15 protein-coding genes and 1 pseudogene are annotated in these 17385 nt (G+C 46.7%); 11 read left to right on the forward strand and 5 right to left on the reverse strand.

From position 1 onward, the window contains the following. Both H0Z19_RS06220 and H0Z19_RS06225 read right to left on the reverse strand, forming a co-directional pair. Nucleotides 1-715 (reverse strand): annotated as a pseudogene (locus tag H0Z19_RS06220) (secretion system protein E); the annotation flags it as partial. Nucleotides 716-769: 54 nt separating this feature from the next. Then, a complete protein-coding gene (locus tag H0Z19_RS06225) occupies nt 770-2020 on the reverse strand; it encodes an amidohydrolase (protein ID WP_290724895.1) in 1251 nt (416 codons plus the stop codon). A gap of 85 nt (nt 2021-2105) precedes the next feature. Between H0Z19_RS06225 and H0Z19_RS06230 the strand changes: the two genes are divergently transcribed. Both H0Z19_RS06230 and H0Z19_RS06235 read left to right on the forward strand, forming a co-directional pair. After that, nucleotides 2106-2288, forward strand: coding sequence for a 4Fe-4S binding protein (locus H0Z19_RS06230; RefSeq protein WP_290724897.1), 183 nt, complete (start codon nt 2106-2108; stop codon nt 2286-2288). A 67-nt stretch (nt 2289-2355) separates the two neighbouring features. Further along, nucleotides 2356-3324, forward strand: coding sequence for a PAS domain-containing sensor histidine kinase (locus tag H0Z19_RS06235; RefSeq protein WP_290724898.1), 969 nt, complete (start codon nt 2356-2358; stop codon nt 3322-3324). Nucleotides 3325-3331: 7 nt separating this feature from the next. Here the strand turns inward: H0Z19_RS06235 and H0Z19_RS06240 are convergent, their stop codons facing one another. Together H0Z19_RS06240 and hisS are read right to left on the reverse strand one after the other, a co-directional pair. Continuing rightward, nucleotides 3332-4096: an enoyl-CoA hydratase-related protein gene (locus tag H0Z19_RS06240; protein WP_290724900.1), complete on the reverse strand. Its 765-nt coding sequence runs from the start codon at nt 4094-4096 to the stop codon at nt 3332-3334. 31 nt (nt 4097-4127) lie between these two features. After that, the gene (gene hisS / locus H0Z19_RS06245; RefSeq protein WP_290724902.1) at nt 4128-5366 is read right to left on the reverse strand and encodes a histidine--tRNA ligase; all 1239 of its coding nucleotides are present in this window, start codon (nt 5364-5366) and stop codon (nt 4128-4130) included. A gap of 153 nt (nt 5367-5519) precedes the next feature. Here hisS and H0Z19_RS06250 point away from each other — a divergent pair, with 153 nt between their 5' ends. Genes H0Z19_RS06250 through H0Z19_RS06290 form a run of 9 tightly spaced genes read left to right on the forward strand, consistent with a single transcriptional unit; the run spans nt 5520 to nt 13828 of the window. Further along, nucleotides 5520-6749 carry a UbiD family decarboxylase gene (locus H0Z19_RS06250; protein WP_290724903.1) on the forward strand — a complete coding sequence of 410 codons (1230 nt, stop codon included), beginning with the start codon at nt 5520-5522 and terminating at the stop codon, nt 6747-6749. A gap of 45 nt (nt 6750-6794) precedes the next feature. After that, nucleotides 6795-8111 carry a 4Fe-4S binding protein gene (locus H0Z19_RS06255; RefSeq protein WP_290724906.1) on the forward strand — a complete coding sequence of 439 codons (1317 nt, stop codon included), beginning with the start codon at nt 6795-6797 and terminating at the stop codon, nt 8109-8111. Then, nucleotides 8059-9273, forward strand: a complete 1215-nt coding sequence (gene coaBC / locus H0Z19_RS06260) for a bifunctional phosphopantothenoylcysteine decarboxylase/phosphopantothenate--cysteine ligase CoaBC (RefSeq protein WP_365892472.1) — start codon at nt 8059-8061, stop codon at nt 9271-9273. Before H0Z19_RS06255 ends, coaBC begins: the two co-directional genes overlap by 53 nt. Then, complete coding sequence (locus H0Z19_RS06265) at nt 9270-10055, forward strand: pantoate kinase (protein ID WP_290724909.1); 786 nt, start codon at nt 9270-9272, stop codon at nt 10053-10055. The genes coaBC and H0Z19_RS06265 overlap by 4 nt, the downstream gene beginning before the upstream one ends. Then, on the forward strand, nt 10052-10825 hold the full coding sequence (locus H0Z19_RS06270; RefSeq protein ID WP_290724911.1) for a carbon-nitrogen hydrolase family protein: 774 nt from the start codon (nt 10052-10054) through the stop codon (nt 10823-10825). The genes H0Z19_RS06265 and H0Z19_RS06270 overlap by 4 nt, the downstream gene beginning before the upstream one ends. A gap of 16 nt (nt 10826-10841) precedes the next feature. After that, nucleotides 10842-11753, forward strand: coding sequence for a UbiA prenyltransferase family protein (locus H0Z19_RS06275; protein ID WP_290724913.1), 912 nt, complete (start codon nt 10842-10844; stop codon nt 11751-11753). Between the two features lie 49 nt (nt 11754-11802). After that, complete coding sequence (locus tag H0Z19_RS06280; protein WP_290724916.1) at nt 11803-12273, forward strand: (Fe-S)-binding protein; 471 nt, start codon at nt 11803-11805, stop codon at nt 12271-12273. Between the two features lie 2 nt (nt 12274-12275). After that, nucleotides 12276-13469 carry a formylmethanofuran dehydrogenase subunit B gene (locus H0Z19_RS06285; protein ID WP_290724917.1) on the forward strand — a complete coding sequence of 398 codons (1194 nt, stop codon included), beginning with the start codon at nt 12276-12278 and terminating at the stop codon, nt 13467-13469. Continuing rightward, the gene (locus H0Z19_RS06290; protein ID WP_290724919.1) at nt 13469-13828 is read left to right on the forward strand and encodes a molybdopterin dinucleotide binding domain-containing protein; all 360 of its coding nucleotides are present in this window, start codon (nt 13469-13471) and stop codon (nt 13826-13828) included. Before H0Z19_RS06285 ends, H0Z19_RS06290 begins: the two co-directional genes overlap by 1 nt. Here the strand turns inward: H0Z19_RS06290 and H0Z19_RS06295 are convergent. Next, on the reverse strand, nt 13825-17337 hold the full coding sequence (locus H0Z19_RS06295) for a S8 family serine peptidase (protein ID WP_290724920.1): 3513 nt from the start codon (nt 17335-17337) through the stop codon (nt 13825-13827). The genes H0Z19_RS06290 and H0Z19_RS06295 overlap by 4 nt on opposite strands. Nucleotides 17338-17385 lie beyond the last annotated feature (48 nt).

A 17385-nucleotide genomic window follows, 5' to 3' on the forward strand; every position in this document is an offset into this window, starting at 1 on the left:
AGCTGTCAAGCTCATCAGGATCATCGAAAATGATGTTCGTCCGGAGGTTTGTGTAGTTGCGATGGAATATATACATGTATTTCTCCACACCATTGCAGGAAATGTCTTCAAGCATGCTGTCAAGCATTAGCGGAGTTATTTTGTCGTAGTAAAGAAAGTCCCTCATGATGTAGTACCATATTTTGTAGTAAGATCTATCTTCCAGCTCGAATCCGACGGCATCGATCAATTCATCAAAAGTCTCTTTGAGAATGAGTTCCTTAGCAACCTTCTCATCCTCAAAAAACTTCTCCTCAAGCCTCTCCTTAAGCAGAACAGAAAGGTGACCGTAAACCTCCGTTTCGTATGGGTCAAGCCTGGGTTCAACGACTTGGTACCTATACTCCTGCTCCTCCTCATTGTAGATGATAAAAGCCTTGCAGTAAGGCTCAAGCAACCAGTACTCTTCAATAACACTCCATCCAACTGGAGGAGAGTATTCTACGAGTTCTCCATGCTCTTCAACACTGTACTCCTTTCTCTTGGGCAGTCCTATTTTCTTTTTCTTCTCTCGCTTGGCTTTGATTACCTCTTCCTTCTGCTTTACTTCCTCTATTGCTTCTAAGGCCTCTTTTTCGTAATCTTCAAGTTTTTCGGTCTCTTGTTCCAGCTCCTGCTCTTGGTCATCCTGTTCCTTGCCTCTGAGTCTCAGTCGTTTAGGTTTCAACATTATCATAATGTTGACATAGGAAATAATTAAAATTTTCTCCATTTTTTGCGAAGATTCTGGTCAGCCTTCCAGCAACTTCTGAGCAGCATTCTCTGCCTTTTCGATTACTTTATCCTCCTCGACGTTTACGAGAATTCCATCCTCCATCACAAGCACACCATCCACCAATACATGAATCGCCTGGTTTTCAACAAAAAGCATGGCAGCGGGATTGTGCATAGGGGAGTTTCTGCAGGTTTTGCCGAAAACTGCAATGTCAGCGAGGTAGCCTTCGGCAATTCTCCCGCCGTTGAGTTTGTAAGCCTTGTATCCGTTCTCAGTTGCCATTTTCAGCCACTGCACGGGATTCAGACTTTTACCTCTCAAATTCTGGAGCAAGGCTCCGATTCTCGCATCTGACAGCACGCTGAGCATGTTGTTGCTCGCAGCGCCATCGGTGCCAATGCTCACGTTAATGCCAATCTCAATAAGCTCCGCTACCTTCGCAATTCCGGATGAAAGCTTCAGGTTGCTTGTCGGGCAGTGCGCAACGCTGGCTCCCCTCTCAGCCAGAATCTTCATCTCTTTGTCGGATAGCCAAACTGCGTGTGCCAAAACAGTGTTCGAGTCGAGAAAGCTCAGGGAATCCAAAAACTCCACCGGCCGTTTTCCGAATTTTTTCTTTGTCTCCTTAACCTCCCAGAGTGTTTCGGAAAGGTGTATGTGCTTCAAAAGATCCTTCTCCCTTGAAATCTCGGCAACTTTTCTTAAAAATTCCGGAGAGCAGGTGTATGGTGCATGAGGAGTTAGCATGGTGGTAATTCTTCCCTCAAAGCTGCCGTTCCACTTTTCGGCAAAGTCGACACCAATTTCAAGCTCTTTTTTTGCCCTCTCCTCATCTCCTCTGTCCGCCATTCCGTAGCCGAGAACAGCTCTCATCCCTGTCTCTCCCACAGCCTCAGCTACTGCATGCATGTGGATGTACATGTCCGAAAAAGCTGTTACGCCGGATTTCAGCATCTCAACGCATGCAAGCATCGTCCCCCAGTAAACAGCCTCATCGTCAAGCCTTGCCTCAAGCTCCCAGATTTTCTCAAGCCACTCTCTGAGCGGGAGACCCTCAGCATAACCTCTCATCAAAGTCATTGCCGCATGCGTGTGAGCATTGAAGCAGCCGGGCATTACGATGCAGCCATAAGCATCAATCTCTATCTCCCCCCCCTCAACTTCCTTGGCCACGTGCGTTATCTTGTTCCCATCAACACCGATGCTGCACTCGATAAATTTGCCCTCAATAAAACAAAGACCGTCTCTGATGACAATATCGTGCATGTAATGCTTTCAAACCCTAAGATTAATACCTTTCGCTGAAAAGTAAACGAGAAGTTAATATGCCAGCCTTAAGGAAAATCCAGACATGGCTGCAATAGTTGTCCTTGAAACCTGCAACGGGTGTGGGAAATGTGTGGATGTATGCCCTTTCGCTGTTTTCGTGATAATCGATTCCTATGCTGTTCCTGAAAGAAGTGATGACTGCGTTGAGTGCTGTGCGTGCGTTGAAGCATGTCCGGAGAATGCTGTAGTAATGGATGCCTGTTGAGTTTTGATTTTTGAACTTCGGCAAATTTATTACGCAAAATTTTTAATTCTTCATAATAACTTATAATGTGAACTGGAAAAAGCTCCTTGAAGAACTGCCTGCTGGGGTCGCAATCCTTGATGAGAACTTTAATGTGGTAATGCTCAATAAAAGAATAGCTGAAAAAACCGGCCTAAGTGCTGGAAGTGTAGCCAATCCGCTTCAAACCGTGCATCCTGAAGATGTGCCAAAAGCTATTGATGCCTTCAGAAAAATCGCAACGGGAAGAGAAGATGAGGTGGAATACCCTCTTTTGTTAAGAGTTATCAGGAAAGGCGGTTACCAGTGGAACGAGATAAGGTGGAGGGTTGTTGAGGATGAAGGAAGGAAGTATTACCTTATCGTATTCACAGACGTCACGGAAAGGGTTGAAATGCAGAAAAGGATTGAGAGTCTTCTTGAATATGTCAGGTTGCTCAATAGCATTCTCAGGCATGATATACTCAACATTCTGACAACGATTAGTTCCTATGCAGAACTGCTGGATGAGGAATTCAACAGAAAATTTCTGGATAAAATAAAGGAAGCGGTGTCTAAAGGAGTATCTTTGATAAAGAAGGTAAGGGCGCTTGAATTATCAACAGGGGATAATCTGAAGCCTTACGATTTGAGGAGTGTTATCGAGGAATCGGCAAAAGGATATGACGTTGAGGTTAATGTGGAGGGAAATGCCGTTGTTTATGCGAACGATAGTATATACAGCGTCTTCGAGAACCTCATTGGCAACTCTGTCAAGCACGGAGGGGCAAGCAAAATAGATGTGAAGATTGAAACCTCTGACAGAGTGTATGTAATCTACAAGGACAACGGAGCAGGAATTCCAGAAAACGTGAAAAACAAAGTGTTCGAAAGGGGTTTTTCGACATCAGGAAGCACAGGTATGGGGCTTTTCATCGTTAAAAAGCTTGTGGAGAGCTACGGTGGGGATATAAGGATTGAAAAATCTGGTAAGGAGGCGGAATTTATACTCTCGTTTCCAGTCGTGAATCGGACTTAGCCATCTCTCAATCCCATTTAGGTTCTCTCTTCTCAAAGAATGCCTTAATCCCCTCCTTAGCATCATCTGTGGAGCTGTAAAGCGAAATTGCTTCTGTGGCATAGGCAAGGGCCTGAAAGTCTTCCATGAATATCTGCTTGTAGAAAAACCTCTTTCCAGATTCGAGAGTGTTGAGACTGTAGAATGCAATACTCTGTGCGAGCTTCATGGTTTCTTCCTCAAGCTTCTCATCTTCAACCACTTTGTTTACGAGCCCGAACTGCAAAGCTTCATCAGCGGTTATAAACTCTCCCGTAAAGCCCATTTCAAAGGCCTTCTTTCTCCCCACCGCCCTGCTGACGAAAGTTATGGGGGTGAAGCAGAAAAGTCCGATTTTAACACCTGGGGTGGCAAAGAGGGCAGATTTTGCTGCAACTGACAAGTCACAGGCTGCAACGAGCTGACAACCAGCTGCGGTGGCAATGCCGTGGACCATGGCTATGTAGGGCTGAGGGGCATCTCTGATGGCAAGCATCACTTTGAAACATTGGTTGAAGAGCTTCTCAACCTCAATAGGATGTCTGTCGATAATCTCCTTCAAATCGTGTCCGGAGGAGAATGCTTTGCCCTCTCCCTTTACTACTACAACTCGAACCCTTCTTTCTCTGGATATTTTTCCAATAAGGTCTTCGAGTTCCTGCAAAAGCTCCAGAGAAAGGGCGTTCCTCGTTTCAGGGCGATTTAGGGTTATAATGCCAACTTTCTCCTTTCCCTCGTATTTCAGATTTTTCATGAGGAATGAATGTTATAATTAATTAAAAAGTTTACTCGCCAAATTTCAGCAACTTTAACATATCACCCTCAGCTACAACAACCTGCTCCTGCGTTTCGAGGTTCTTTATGGCAACATTCCCCTCTTTAACTTCCTCTGGAGCTATGATGACTGCATATTTTGCCCCAATCTCGTTTGCGAAGCTCATCTGCTTTTTCAGACTCCTTTCCATAACATCGACAACCGCAGTGATGCCAGCATCTCGAAGCTTGCTGGCGATTCTGAAAGCATGGCTTTCAAGTCCTTTGAATGAGATGACTGCGACAACATCCCTCTTCTTCTCTCCAACTCTGCAAACCTCGCAAACCCTGTCGAAGCCTATTGCAAACCCAGTTGACGGAGTCACAGGCCCACCGAAGAGTGAGGAAAGTTCATAGCTCCCTCCACCGCAGACCTGCTTCTGCGCTCCGAGACCTTCAGCGTAACATTCGAAGACAACACCCGTGTAGTAGTCCAGCCCCCTCGCTATGCCCAAGTTGAGCGTGAAGTCAACGTCAACATCTCTCAGCAATGAGGAAAGCTTTTCAAGATAGCTGAAATCGTAATCAACTATTTCCTTTGCCTCATCAATTACTGATTCGTCGCCTTTTAACTCAACCAAGCTGAAAATTTTATCTCTCAAATCATCCTCAACCCTTATCTCTTCGAGGTACCTTTCAAGCCCCTCCCTATCCTCCTTATCTATCAGCCTCATGATTTTCGATGCCCTCTCCTCACCAACCGGTTTCAGAAGGTGTCTCATTATTCCTACATGCCCTATTTCAAGGCTGAACTTCACACCGACCTCTTTCAGAATTTTGTCTGCTAAAATTATCACTTCGGCATCTGCAAGGTAGGATTTGGAACCGATAAGCTCAACACCAAACTGCCAGAACTCTCTGTATCTGCCCTTCTGCGGTCTCTCGTAACGGAAGCAGTTGGCGAAGTAGTAAAAGCGAAGCGGTCTTGGCATCACACTGCACTCGTTTACGAACATTCTCATTACAGGAGCAGTGAGTTCAGGTCTTAAAGCGAGGTCTCTCCCAGACTTGTCCTTGAAAACGTACATCTCCTCCACAATCCCCTCTCCGGACTTCCTTGTGAAGAGTTCGAGGTGTTCGAAGGTCGGTGTCATCACTTCTCTGTACCCAAAGCTTTCCGCAATTTTTCTCATTTTTCTCTCAATCTCTCTCCTTCTTTCCATCTCTTCTGGCAGAAAATCCCTTGTTCCTCTCGGTCGTTCAATTTTCACGTTCCAGCTTTGGTGAGGGTGTTTAAAAAACTTTTACGTTTTTCATAACTTTGCTGAAAAATTGATTTTTCTCTCGGCTGTAACTTTTTCAGGAGAAATTTTAGCGTCCCGACAAACGGAAGAGATTTATTTGTCTGGGTTGCACAACTATGCATGAACCTTCGTGACGCTCTTGCCCTGATTAATCCCGTTCAGATTGAAGAGGAGTTGAGACACTATGAGGTGGTGGAGTTTCTCAAATCCCGCAATCTCCTTGATTCTCCAGTTTTACTGAACGTCGAGGGGAAAAAAGTAGCCAAGAACTTCGTATCGTCGAGGCAAATGCTCGGAAAATATTTAGGCGTGGATGCGTACAGTATAGCCAAAGAGCTGTCGAAGATTGAAGACAGGGAAGCTGAGATACGCGTTGAGCCCTTCTCCGCCCTCAACATGAAGAAAGTTGATGTCAACCTCCATGAGCTTCCCGTCATAAAGTACTTCCCGCGTGATGGTGGTAGGTACATCACCGCCGGAGTTGTAATTGCTAAGAGAAATGAGGTTTTCAACGCGAGCATCCACCGCATGCTTCTTCTTGATGAAAGAAGGGTTGCTGCACGTCTTGTTCCACCGAGACACACCTACCTGATGTGGAGGGATGCGGTGGAGAGTGGAGAGGAGCTTGAAATAGCTGTTGCCATAGGCACTCACCCGCTATTCCTCTTTGCCTCCGCCACGAGAGTTGGTGAGGGGGAGGAGTTCAGCTACGCTGCAAGCCTGATGGGTGGTCTAACTCTCTATGAAAAGAAAGGTCTGCTCGTCCCCGATTCCGAGATAGTTTTGTTCGGAAGAATCACGGCTGAGACTGCTAAGGAGGGGCCGTTTGTGGATATCACGGGCACGTATGACATTGTTAGAGATGAGCCGGTCATTGTTTTCGACGAGATGTACGTTAAGGACGACTTCATATATTACTCCATAACTCCCGGCGGAAAGGAGCACCAGATGCTCATGGGAGTGCCGTATGAGCCGGTAATCTACAAGTTTGTCTCGAACGTCTGCAAGGTTAAGAATGTCGTCATGACTCCGGGAAGCTGTCACTACTTCCACTGCATTGTTCAGATTGAAAAGCGTTCGGAGGGGGATGCCAAGAACGCCATTATGGCTGCACTTTCAGCAAATCCGAGCATGAAAGGGGTTGTGGTTGTTGATGACGACATCGACATTCTGAATTACGAAGACGTGGAGTTTGCTATAGCGACAAGATTTCAGCCGGACAGGGACTTGGTGGTGGTTAAGGGGGCGAGAGGAAGCAGTCTTGACCCATCAGCGGACGGAACTACTTCGAAGTGGGGAATCGATGCCACAAGGCCGTTGGGAAAGGAGGGCTTCGAGAGAGTTATTTAGCAAAGAGTTAAAAGTGTTTAAGAATAGGAGTGAAAGGTGGCGGGAATGGAAGTGGAGAGAGACCTTGAGATGCTGGAAGATGGTAAGTTCCGCTACTTTCAGAGAGCAGAAGGTGAGTTGAGGGAGCTTTATTACGATTACAAGTGGTGCAACGGTTGCGGAATTTGCGTTTACGCCTGCCCGGTAGGAGCAATCGAGCTTGGGCCTGTGCACGACATCGCAATAGGGCTCGATATGCCCCCTGTTATTATAGACCACCTGAAATGCGCTTACTGCGGAATATGTTACTCATTCTGCCCATTCAACTCCTTCGATTTTTACATAAACGGAGAGAAGGTGGACAAGTCAACTCTCACACTCTCACCAGTGATGTATACCTACAAGTACGAAACCTGCAGGGAGTGCACTCTCTGCTACAAAGTCTGTCCGACGAACGCCATAAAAAGAGAGGTTAAGATTACACGCCAGCAAATTGAGGAGAAGAATGAGGGGATAGAGGGAAAGGTTGAGATTGACAGGGACAAGTGCAATTTATGCGGCATTTGTGCAGAATTCTGCGAAGTCTTCAAGATGGTCGAGAAGGAGCCCCATCCGGAAGATGTTATGCCCTATTCTGACATTCTTATTGACGAGACTGCCTGCGACTACTGCAAGCTCTGTGAGGAGGTTTGCCCTGAAGAAGCAATAAAAGTAGAGGGTAAGCGCATTTCCTTCCAGCTTCCGGAAAAGATTGCAGAGATAACCATAGATCAGGAACTCTGCTCACACTGCGCTTACTGTGAAGAAGTCTGTCCCTACGATGCTGCAAAAACAATCAAGCCGATGGAGGGAAAACTTGAACTTTTTGAGGCGAGAATGGCTCGCTGCGACCCGGTAGGCTGTGCAGCGTGCATAATCATCTGCAAACACAACAGAGTGTGGTATATCTCGAAGGACAAGGGGAGGGTGCACTTCAACGAGAAGTTCTGCATTTACTGCGGTGCATGCGAGAACGCCTGCCCCTACGATTTGATAAAGGTCACAAGAACAAGCTACTACACGAAGGAAGTCGCAACGGATGCACCGTGGAGAGAAGCATGGGAGGAAGCGGTTGAGAGGATTGTTGAAAAGAAAAGGGTTGAGGAGCCATTCAAGTTCTTCATAGGGGAGGAGGAGCTTGAGGTTGAGGAGGAGGAGCTTGAAGTTCGGCCAGTTGATGAGGAAAAGCTTAGGGCTTTGCAGGAGAAAGTCGAGATTTTGGAGAATGTCTTAAAAAAGGCGAGGTATAGAAGGGCCCTGGAGAGTGGGGACGCAGAGGTGTTTGTGAGAGGTGTTAAGCGTGCACTTGGAGAGGATAAAGGGGAAGAGAAGCAGAAAGCTTGAGAGGAGAAAGATTGTACTTGGGGTTACTGGCAGTATTGCAGCAATTGAGACTGTCAAGCTTGCGAGAGAGCTCGTGAGGAGGGGGGCTGATGTTACTGCGGTAATGAGCGAAGCAGCCAGAAAGATAATACACCCATACTCTCTTGAGTTTGCAACTGGCAAGAGGGTGGTTACGGAAATAACGGGAAGCATTGAGCACGTCAACCTTCTTGGCGAGTACGGGGATGCAGACCTCTTTCTTATCGCCCCCTGCACAGCTAACACAATTTCAAAAATAGCTCAAGGTATCGATGACACTCCTGTAACAACATTCGCAACCACAGCGTTGGGTTCAGGAAAACCTATAATCATCGTTCCGGCAATGCACGAGGCCATGATGAGGAACAAGGCAGTTCTGGAAAACATACAGAGATTGGTGAGCATGGGAGTTGAGTTTGTTCAGCCGAGAATTGAAGAAGGGAAGGCGAAGTTCCCCCATATTGAGACAATCTGCCTCCACGTAGAGAGGGAACTGTATCCGAAGGAGATGAGGGGTAAAAGAGTTATTGTAACCTCAGGCCCCACTTATGAGCAGATTGACCCGATAAGGTTTATCAGCAACAAAAGTTCAGGCAGAATGGGGCTCGAAATTGCCCTCGAATTCTGGAGGAGAGGAGCTGAGGTTGTTCACATAACCTCAAAACCTTCCGGCATGAATCTGCCGAACTACAAGGAGATAAAAGTGTGGTCGGTGGAAGATATGATGAAAGCCGTCCTCTACGAAGTCGAGAAGGGATGCGACCTCTTCGTCTCTTCCGCCGCAGCTGCCGACTTCATAGTCGATGCGGAAGCTAAGAAGATAAAGACAGCCCCAGAACTGGTATTAAAGCTGAAAGAATCCCCAAAAATCATAAAGGAAGTAAGGAAGATTTACAGTGGGCCTATTATCGGTTTTAAGGCTGAAACCGGACTCAGCGATGAGGACCTTTTGAGGGTAGCAGAGGAGAAGATGTCGGTTGACAGGCTGAACATGGTTGTTGCGAACGACGTGCTTGAGAGAGGGATGGGAACGGAGGACACAAGAGTGCTTATTTTGACACCAAAAAGGCAGGAGTGGGTTGAAGGGTTAAAACAGCACGTTGCGGAGAGAATTGTTGAGGCTTATATCGAAGATTGCCTATGATTTTTGCTCCTGCAAGCATAACCTGCATTTTCTCTCCTAATGTGGAGAGTGATCCGAGGAGGTCGGGTAGTGTTGGTGTGGGATTTACGATTTCAAAGGGTTTGACGGCTGAGAAAAGCAGCAGAACCACAATCAATGGCGAGGAGTGGGGTTTTCCCACTCTCGAACACGTAATTGAAAAGGCTGGCTTGAAGGGTGTGAAAATTGAATCGGAGCTGCCATTTGGATGTGGATTCGGCATGAGTGGAGCTGCAGCATTGGCTACGGCAAATCTTGGAGATATGAGTTACATTGATGCTGCAGACCTCGCCCACATTGCAGAGGTGAAAAACTTCACGGGTCTTGGTGATGTCGTGACACAGACATTTGGCGGTTTGGTGGTGAGGAAGAACGCCGCATGCCCTTCTATGGCAAGACTGGAGAGGTTTTTCTGGGATGTTGAGTTTGATTTTGTTGTAATGGGAGAGGTTTCCACAAAGGACATAATTGGAGACGATGTTCAGCGAAAAAGAATTGCCGAGGCAGGAAGGACCTGGACAAAGGAGTTTCTGAAAAAACCGACGCTTGACAATCTCTTTCATTGCTCCAACGGATTTGCTAAGGAAACGGGTCTGCTGGAGCTTGTTGGAGATGCCATTGAGGCAGTTGAGAGTGCTGAGGGGAGGGCTGGAATGGTTATGCTTGGCAGGACGATCTTTGCGGTAGATGGGTATGATGCCCTGAAGGAGTTTGGTGAGCCCTTCAAAGCGAGATTGGACTGCTGTGGTGTGAGGAGAGTATGAGGTTAGCTGCGATACAGTGCAGGATTGGTGATTTGGGAAGTGCGGAAAAGGGAGCGAGAGAGGCGGCTGAGAGAGGGGCGGAGATATTGCTGTTCCCCGAATACTTCTCATACTCTAAGCTGGCTCCAGAGGTGCTGGACGAAACTCTCGCCTTTTTGAAGAGAGTGAGTTCAGAGTATGGTGTTGTTGTTTCGGGAAATGCTGTCGTTGATGATAATGGATATAAAAACAGATCCTTCCTTTTCGATAGTGGAGAGCTTATTGGAGTTCAGGACAAGATTCATCCAACGAGAGTTGAGAGAAGCCTTGGAATTCAGTGTGGGAGTAAGCTTGAGGTTTTTGAGGTGAGGGGAGCATTGGTAAGCACTTTGGTCTGTGCGGACATTCTGTATCCCGAAATATGTCGAGTTGCCGCTCTCAAAGGAGCGGAAATCGTTCTGAATCCGGTAGTATCGTTCAAAAAGTCCGAACTGCCGGGTCAGGAGTACAGACACTGCCTTTACTTCACCAGATCGTTCGACAACGCCTACGCAATTGTCAAGGCGGGAGGAGTCGGGAGGACTTTTACAGGCAGTGAAGCGGTTGGAAGAAGTCTCATCGCAAGCTTCGATGGGATTCTGGCAAAGTTTAGCGACGAAAATGCGGATGAGGTTGTTGTCGCTGACGTTGATTTGGAGAAAATAAGGGAGTATAAAACTATAAACTACTCTCTTGTTGACAGAAATGTCAGAGCATACGAAGAGTTGCTTAACAAAAATTTTAAATCATAACAGTCTTTCAAAATTCATGGAAAACAGTCTTGCTAACATCAATCAAGTCGAAATCCCTTCAAAATTCTGGCGACTTCTTCGCCCTGTGGCGTGGCTCTGCTTCCTTCTTCCCTATGCTGTCGGATTTGGGTTCGGTATAACTCCAAACACGAGTCTTCTGCATGCAGTTCTCGGCATTCTCTCTTTCATCTTCTGGATGAGCTTCAGCTTCACGATCAACGCCCTCTTCGACAGAGATGTCGACAGACTGCACGACGGGAGAGTGAAAGATCTAAATCTTTCCCTTCAGCCCCTCGTTACGGGGGAGATATCAGTAAGGGAGGCGTGGCTTTACTGCTTTATCTTCTTCGTCCTCTCATTGGCAACCGCTGCAGCGATAAATGAAAAGTTCTTCATTGCGATGCTTTCGGCAAATGTTGTCGGTTATGTCTATTCTGCCCCACCACGATTCAAGGCAAAGCCGGTTATGGATGTGGTGTGCAACGCCCTCGCTGCTACGCTGGCATTTTACGCTGGTTTGAGCATTGGCGGGGCAGAAGTACCGACGGCGATTTATCTGGCAGCCTTTTTCCTTGCGGCAACCTTCTACATTCCCACTGCCGTCTCAGACTACGAGTTTGACAAAAAAGCGGGTCTGAAAAATACGCCGGTTTACTTCGGCCCTGAAAGGGCTTTGAAGTCGCTGTATCCTCTTTCAGCTATCACCATTGCTCTTTGGGCTTATGTATTTGCCATCTCGGAGAGAGTTGAGGTGAAGCTGATATCTCCCCTTATAATCCTCTATACCATAGCTTACACTATCGTAATAAATTCGAAATGGGATGGCAGAAAGCTTAACGTCACTCCAAACATCATCCTGACACCGTTTGGCATAATCTCGGCCCTTTTCATTGCGTATGGTTTTGGAGTAATTTCGGTGTTGGGCTAAAAGGTAGAAACAGCAAAAGAATTTTAATTAAATTATCCAAGTAATTATCATGGCGCTCAATCCGATGGACATTTACAAACTTTTGCCAAAAACCAACTGCAAGAAATGCGGTGAGGCAACCTGCATGAGCTTTGCCTTCAAACTCCTCAACAGGGAAAAAAAGCTTGAAGACTGTAAACCGCTTTACGAGGACAAAAAATACGAGAGGCAGAGGAAGAAGCTTGAAGAAATGCTGAAGCCTCTTGAGGAGGCAACCGAAACGGGTCTGATTGTTGATGAAAGCTTATGCACCGGTTGCGGTAACTGTGTCGTTGTCTGCCCGGTTCATGTGGAGAAAGACCCCAAAGGGGCGGCAGTGGGCAACGGCCCTACCATTGATGATCCAATTCTGAGAGTTGAAGATGGCGTTGTTAAGGTTATAAACATGCAGGCTTGCAGGAGATACGGTAAAAATCGCGTACTGTGTGTGGTTTGCAGGGAGAACTGTCCGAGTGACGCGATAAGATTTCTGGAGGGATGATTATGATCTGCCCAGGTTGTTCGTGTCTTTGTGATGATGTATACATCAAAGAAGGAAAGGTTTTCAACGCGTGCAGAAGGGGGAAGGAGATTTTTGCAAAATACAACGAAAACAGAGCGGTAGCGAGGGTTGACGGCAGGGAAGTTGACGTTGACACAGCGATCGAGAAGGCAGTTGAAATTCTTAAGGAAGCGAAGAATCCCGCTATCTACGGCCTCGACACGACGGTTGTTGAAGCTCAGAAGATCGCAATAGATGTTGCGGAGAAGCTGAATGGATACATTGATGACAACTCTTCCTTCTGCCTTGGCGAGTTAGTTGAGGCTGTTTTGAAAGGAGAGATGCCGACAACAACTCTTGACGAGGTGAGGGACAACGCGTACGTGCTGGTTTACTGGGGGACAAATCCCTACCACAGCCTTTCAAGGCACCTGTCGAAGTATACGTATTATCCGAGGGGGAAAAAGAGGCCGAGAGGTTATGATGAGGATCGCTTTCTGGTCGTTGTCGATGTGAGAAGGAGTGAAACCGCAGTTCTGGCGAAGAAGAATGCAAGGTTTATCAGGGTCGATGACGATGCGGAGTTGGTGGATTCCTTCGTAAAGGTCGTTGAAGGCAAGGCGGCAAAGTACGCAAAGGATGCGGGAGTGATAATAAATGAGATGAAAAGGGCAGATTTCAATGTGATTTTTGGCGGTCTTGGCCTCAAGTATGGACTGAAGGACTTAAACCAGTTCAAGGAAATGGTCAAAAAGCTGAATGAAGTCGCTCCCGTTTACTTCATCCCCGCTGGATTCCACGGCAACATGAGGGGCTTCAACGAGACTCTTTTCGAGAGAGTGGGGCATGTGAACAAGTATAGCTTCAGGGACGGCAAGAGTGACGAGGAGTTCGCTTTCACAGAGCTTTTGAAGAACGAAAAGATTGACGCCGCTCTGATTGTAGGAACGGATCCAGTTTACTCTCTCCCCTTCGAGGTGTCGTCAAAGCTCGGAAAAATCAACACCATAGTTGTCGATCCGAGAATGAGCTTCACCGCAAGGATTGCTGACGTGGTGATTCCTTCGGCCATATCTGGCGTGGAGGCTGGAGGGACGATGGTAAGAAGTGATGGAGTGAGGGTAAAGCTTGAGCCTCTGGAGGAGAAGGAAGTCAACGACGTTTACATCCTTAACAAGATAAAGGAGGGATTGTGATGATGCGCTTTTCCAAGTTTTTGAAGGTAGAAGCTGACATCGTTGTGGCGAGGCACGCTCTGGTTATGGACGAGACAAAAAGCAAAGCGGAGCCAGTCATCTTTCTCCATCCAGAATTTGCCAAGAGGAGCGGAGTTAATGACGGCGATGTGGTCGAGGTTGAAGCCAACGGCAGAATTGTTAAGCTTAAGGTAAAACTATCTGATAAAGCACCTGAAAGTGGTGGAGTAATCCCGAACGGCATCTACGCGAGCTACTTGACAAACTTCGATGGCTTTAAGAGGTTCAAGGCGAACATCGAGGTGTCGGAGGGAGAGCTGACAAGTGTTGAGGAGTTGCTGGGAAAAATAAAGAGTTAAGAAACTTTTATTTCTTTAACTACCAGTGCGGCAATCTTGTAGTCTGGAGTGAGAACAGCCATTTTTACTGTGTACTCACCAGGACTGCTGAAGGACATTGTCGTGGTCTGACCCATCCTCATCCTGCCGTTGCTGAATAACCATATTATCTGTTTGTACTCTATACCCTCCACATAAGCTTTGAAGGTCACCCTCTCACCGACCTTTGGATTTTCCGGTGTAAAGGTGAAGTCAGCTACAATCTTTTTCTTAGTGTACTCGTAAACCCCAATATTTCCTGCCAGGTCTTCCATTGTTATCGTTATTTCTGAGTCAGATATGCTGCATGTCCAGACTTCACCTTCTTTCTGCATTTCTATGCCATTGGCCTTTGCCCACTTCAGCTCCTCTGACGGTTTTACTGTCAGCGTATTTCCATCCAATTCAACGCTGACAACTTCTGGCGGTTTGGTGTCGAGCGTGAAGCTGAGCTTTTCGCTCTCAGTACCAAAGGCCCTGACCCACCATACGTGCTCTCCATCTGAAAGCTCAAGGTTAACAGCAATCTCGCCTGAGCCAGTTCCCTTGTAAACTTCTTTCCCATCAACGTATATCGAGTAACCTGCCTCATACGGCAGAATGAATCTCATCTCAGCAGTGTTTGTTAAACCACTCGGAGCAATAAGCTGTATGTTGACTTCAGGGACAACTATTTGCATTGTCTCGTAATTTCCAGCCCTGTCAGTTGCTTGGAGTGTTACAGTACTTCCAGACTTTACAAGAACGACCCAGTTCAAACCGTCTCCCTGTATGCTACAGTCTCCTCCTTCTGCAGTGATTTCCACTTCCTCAGAGGTCTTCAGCGTAACTTTGTAACCTTCGGAACTCCACTCTGCATCTATTAGGGTTATTTCCGGCTTTGTTACGTCAACTGTGAAACTTAACGCAGCTTCAGCAGCATTCCCGTCATAATCAGATGCCCGGACCTTTATTTCGTGCAACCCCTCTGAGAGCTTAACAGTATTTTCCACCTCTGAGCCATCAAGGTAGTAGACAACCTCAGAAACACCCGTTTCGTTGTCGAAGACTTCAGCATTTATCTCAAGTTCGGTGTAGTTTATGTACTCACCGATTTCAGGAAGATGTATCTTCGGTGGAGTTATGTCCTTCAGCGTTATGTTGTAATATCCGTCCTTTTCAGCAGTAAAAGTGTACTCTTCATAACCTTCAGCCAAGACAGTTACCGTCGCATTCTTTTCCACTTCAACAACGTAGTATCCGGAATCATCTGCTGAAACGACCATGTCAGGAGTTACTATCTCTGCCTTAACCGCCATCCCTACGGAGTTTTTAACATATCCCTGAACTGTAACTGTCGCCTCGTAAACTCTCAGAGTGGTGGATGTGGAGTTTGTCAGTCCTTTATCATCGCATGCTGTTATTGTTATCGTGTATTCTCCCGGTTTCTCGTACACGTGGAGCAATCCAGGCCCAACTCTGGACTCACCATCACCGAAGTCCCACCTGACCCACGAAATCTTGCCATCAGGGTCGTAGGAGAGTGATTTGAAGAGAACTTCTTCCCCTGCAACAGGCTTTTCAGGGGTGATTTCAAAGAGAACCACTGGCGGTTGATTTTTCTTAACTTCAATGTTCATGGCCGCGGTTAGGGCCCTGTAGGCATCTACAAGTCCACTGCCGGACTTGACGTCCTTTCCAGCCTCTTCTATGTCGGTGGCAGATTCCTCTATTGCTCTTTTGACATCATTCGGGCTCATATCCGGGTTGAATTGCAGAAGAATTGCTGCAATTCCCGAAACGTGTGGTGTGGCCATCGATGTTCCAGAAAGTGATGCGTAACTGCCATCTCTCCACGTTGAAACTACAGAAACACCGGGTGCGACTACATCAGGCTTTATGTACTCTTTCTCGTAACCAACTGGCCCCATGCTGCTGAAGTAGGCGACTTTTCCGTTTTTGTCAGCTGCTCCAACAGTTATTGCCCTTTCTGCCGAACCTGGCGAGGCGATACTCCTCTCTCCAAGCTCTCCAGAGTTGCCTGCTGCAACGACCGTAACAATACCTCTGCTTACAATTTCATTTACAGCTTCGCTGAGCAGGTCGTGGCCGTTGGATGGGTAGACGACATATGCTGTGACATCAACCTCCACCTTCTTTGTCGAGGAGCTTGAGAGCCTGATTGTCCAGTTCCCCTTCTCAAGAACATTTGAAGGTGAATACTGGCAGTCATAATATGAGGTGGTGACAACGCAGTAGGGTTCAACCGCACTTCCGGATGGGCTTATCAATTCGAAATCAAAGCCTTCTGGAATTTCTTTGGATAAGGTGTGAAGAACTATGAACCACCCGCTTGCATTCCAGCCACTGTTTCCGTTCTCCACATCGTCATAGAAGTCGTATTCGGGAATGGCTATGTTGTCAAGCCAGATGTAGTTATCACCCTGCGACTCAAATATAAGCTTTCCACCAGCATCTGAGGATAACTCGAATGTTTTCCAGGTGTTGTAGCTTGATGACGAAATTCTCAGAAGCTCTCTGACTTCTCCATTGTTTTCGAGCTTTACGGCAAACTCTCCGTTTACGTATCCTATTAAATCAAATTTCAAAGTAAAAGGCCCCTCCACAACTCTCTCCAGCACTCTGGCACCGCCGTATGGTGGTGCAGCCCATACGTAGTTCACTGTATCCGGATTTATCCTCATCTTGATGTAGCTCGGAACGAAGTTGTCCATCTCATCGTAGATTTCTCCAAGAGATGAGTAAACCGGCAGCTGGATTTCGGCAACTTCATTACTGCTGATAATTCTGCTGAAGCTCCCTCCTATGCCGGGAAGTGCACCAAGACTCATGCTCACAACATCAGCACCATTCTCGTAAGCCCACTGAATACCCATAAGGACAGTAGATAGCTTACCGCTTCCCCTGCTATCGAGTACCTTTACAGCTAGTATTTCTGCTTCCGGTGCAACACCTGTCCTCGACCCTGCAATTATTCCAGCAACATGTGTTCCGTGACCATGGTCGTCGTAGGGTTCTGTTTTACCGTTTACAAAGTCTGCAAATCCTGTTATTCTGTTTCCAAAGTCGGGGTGCGGTGCGATGCCTGTGTCTATTACTGCCACTTTTACACCTTTTCCTGTGTAGCCCATCTCCCAGACTCCTGAAACGTTAACGAAATTCAGGTTCCACAGGTCTTCAGTACCATCTGATGTGGCTGTTGACGAGAACAAATCCGGCATTGAAAGCATCTGGATTTCATCTACAGCCTTTACATCCACGTCGTAGTAAATACCAAGCACTGCTGGATTCTCTGAAAGTTTCTTGATTTCTTCGTAGCTCAAATCCGCAGAAATTGCATTGAACAGCTCTATTTTCTTTGCATTTTTTATTGAATTGGCGATTTCATCTAAGTGGCCTTCCGAAACCTTTATTATAACCGGCATCGCTGCTGCACTCTGCATACTGAAGGCAATTATTAAGCTCATTATTATTGTAATTGTTCTCATCATATATCAAATTCACCTTTTGCAAAATAAATTTTTTGTTGCAAAATAGAA

Source organism: Archaeoglobus sp., assembly GCF_017656475.1.
GTDB lineage: Archaea > Halobacteriota > Archaeoglobi > Archaeoglobales > Archaeoglobaceae > Archaeoglobus.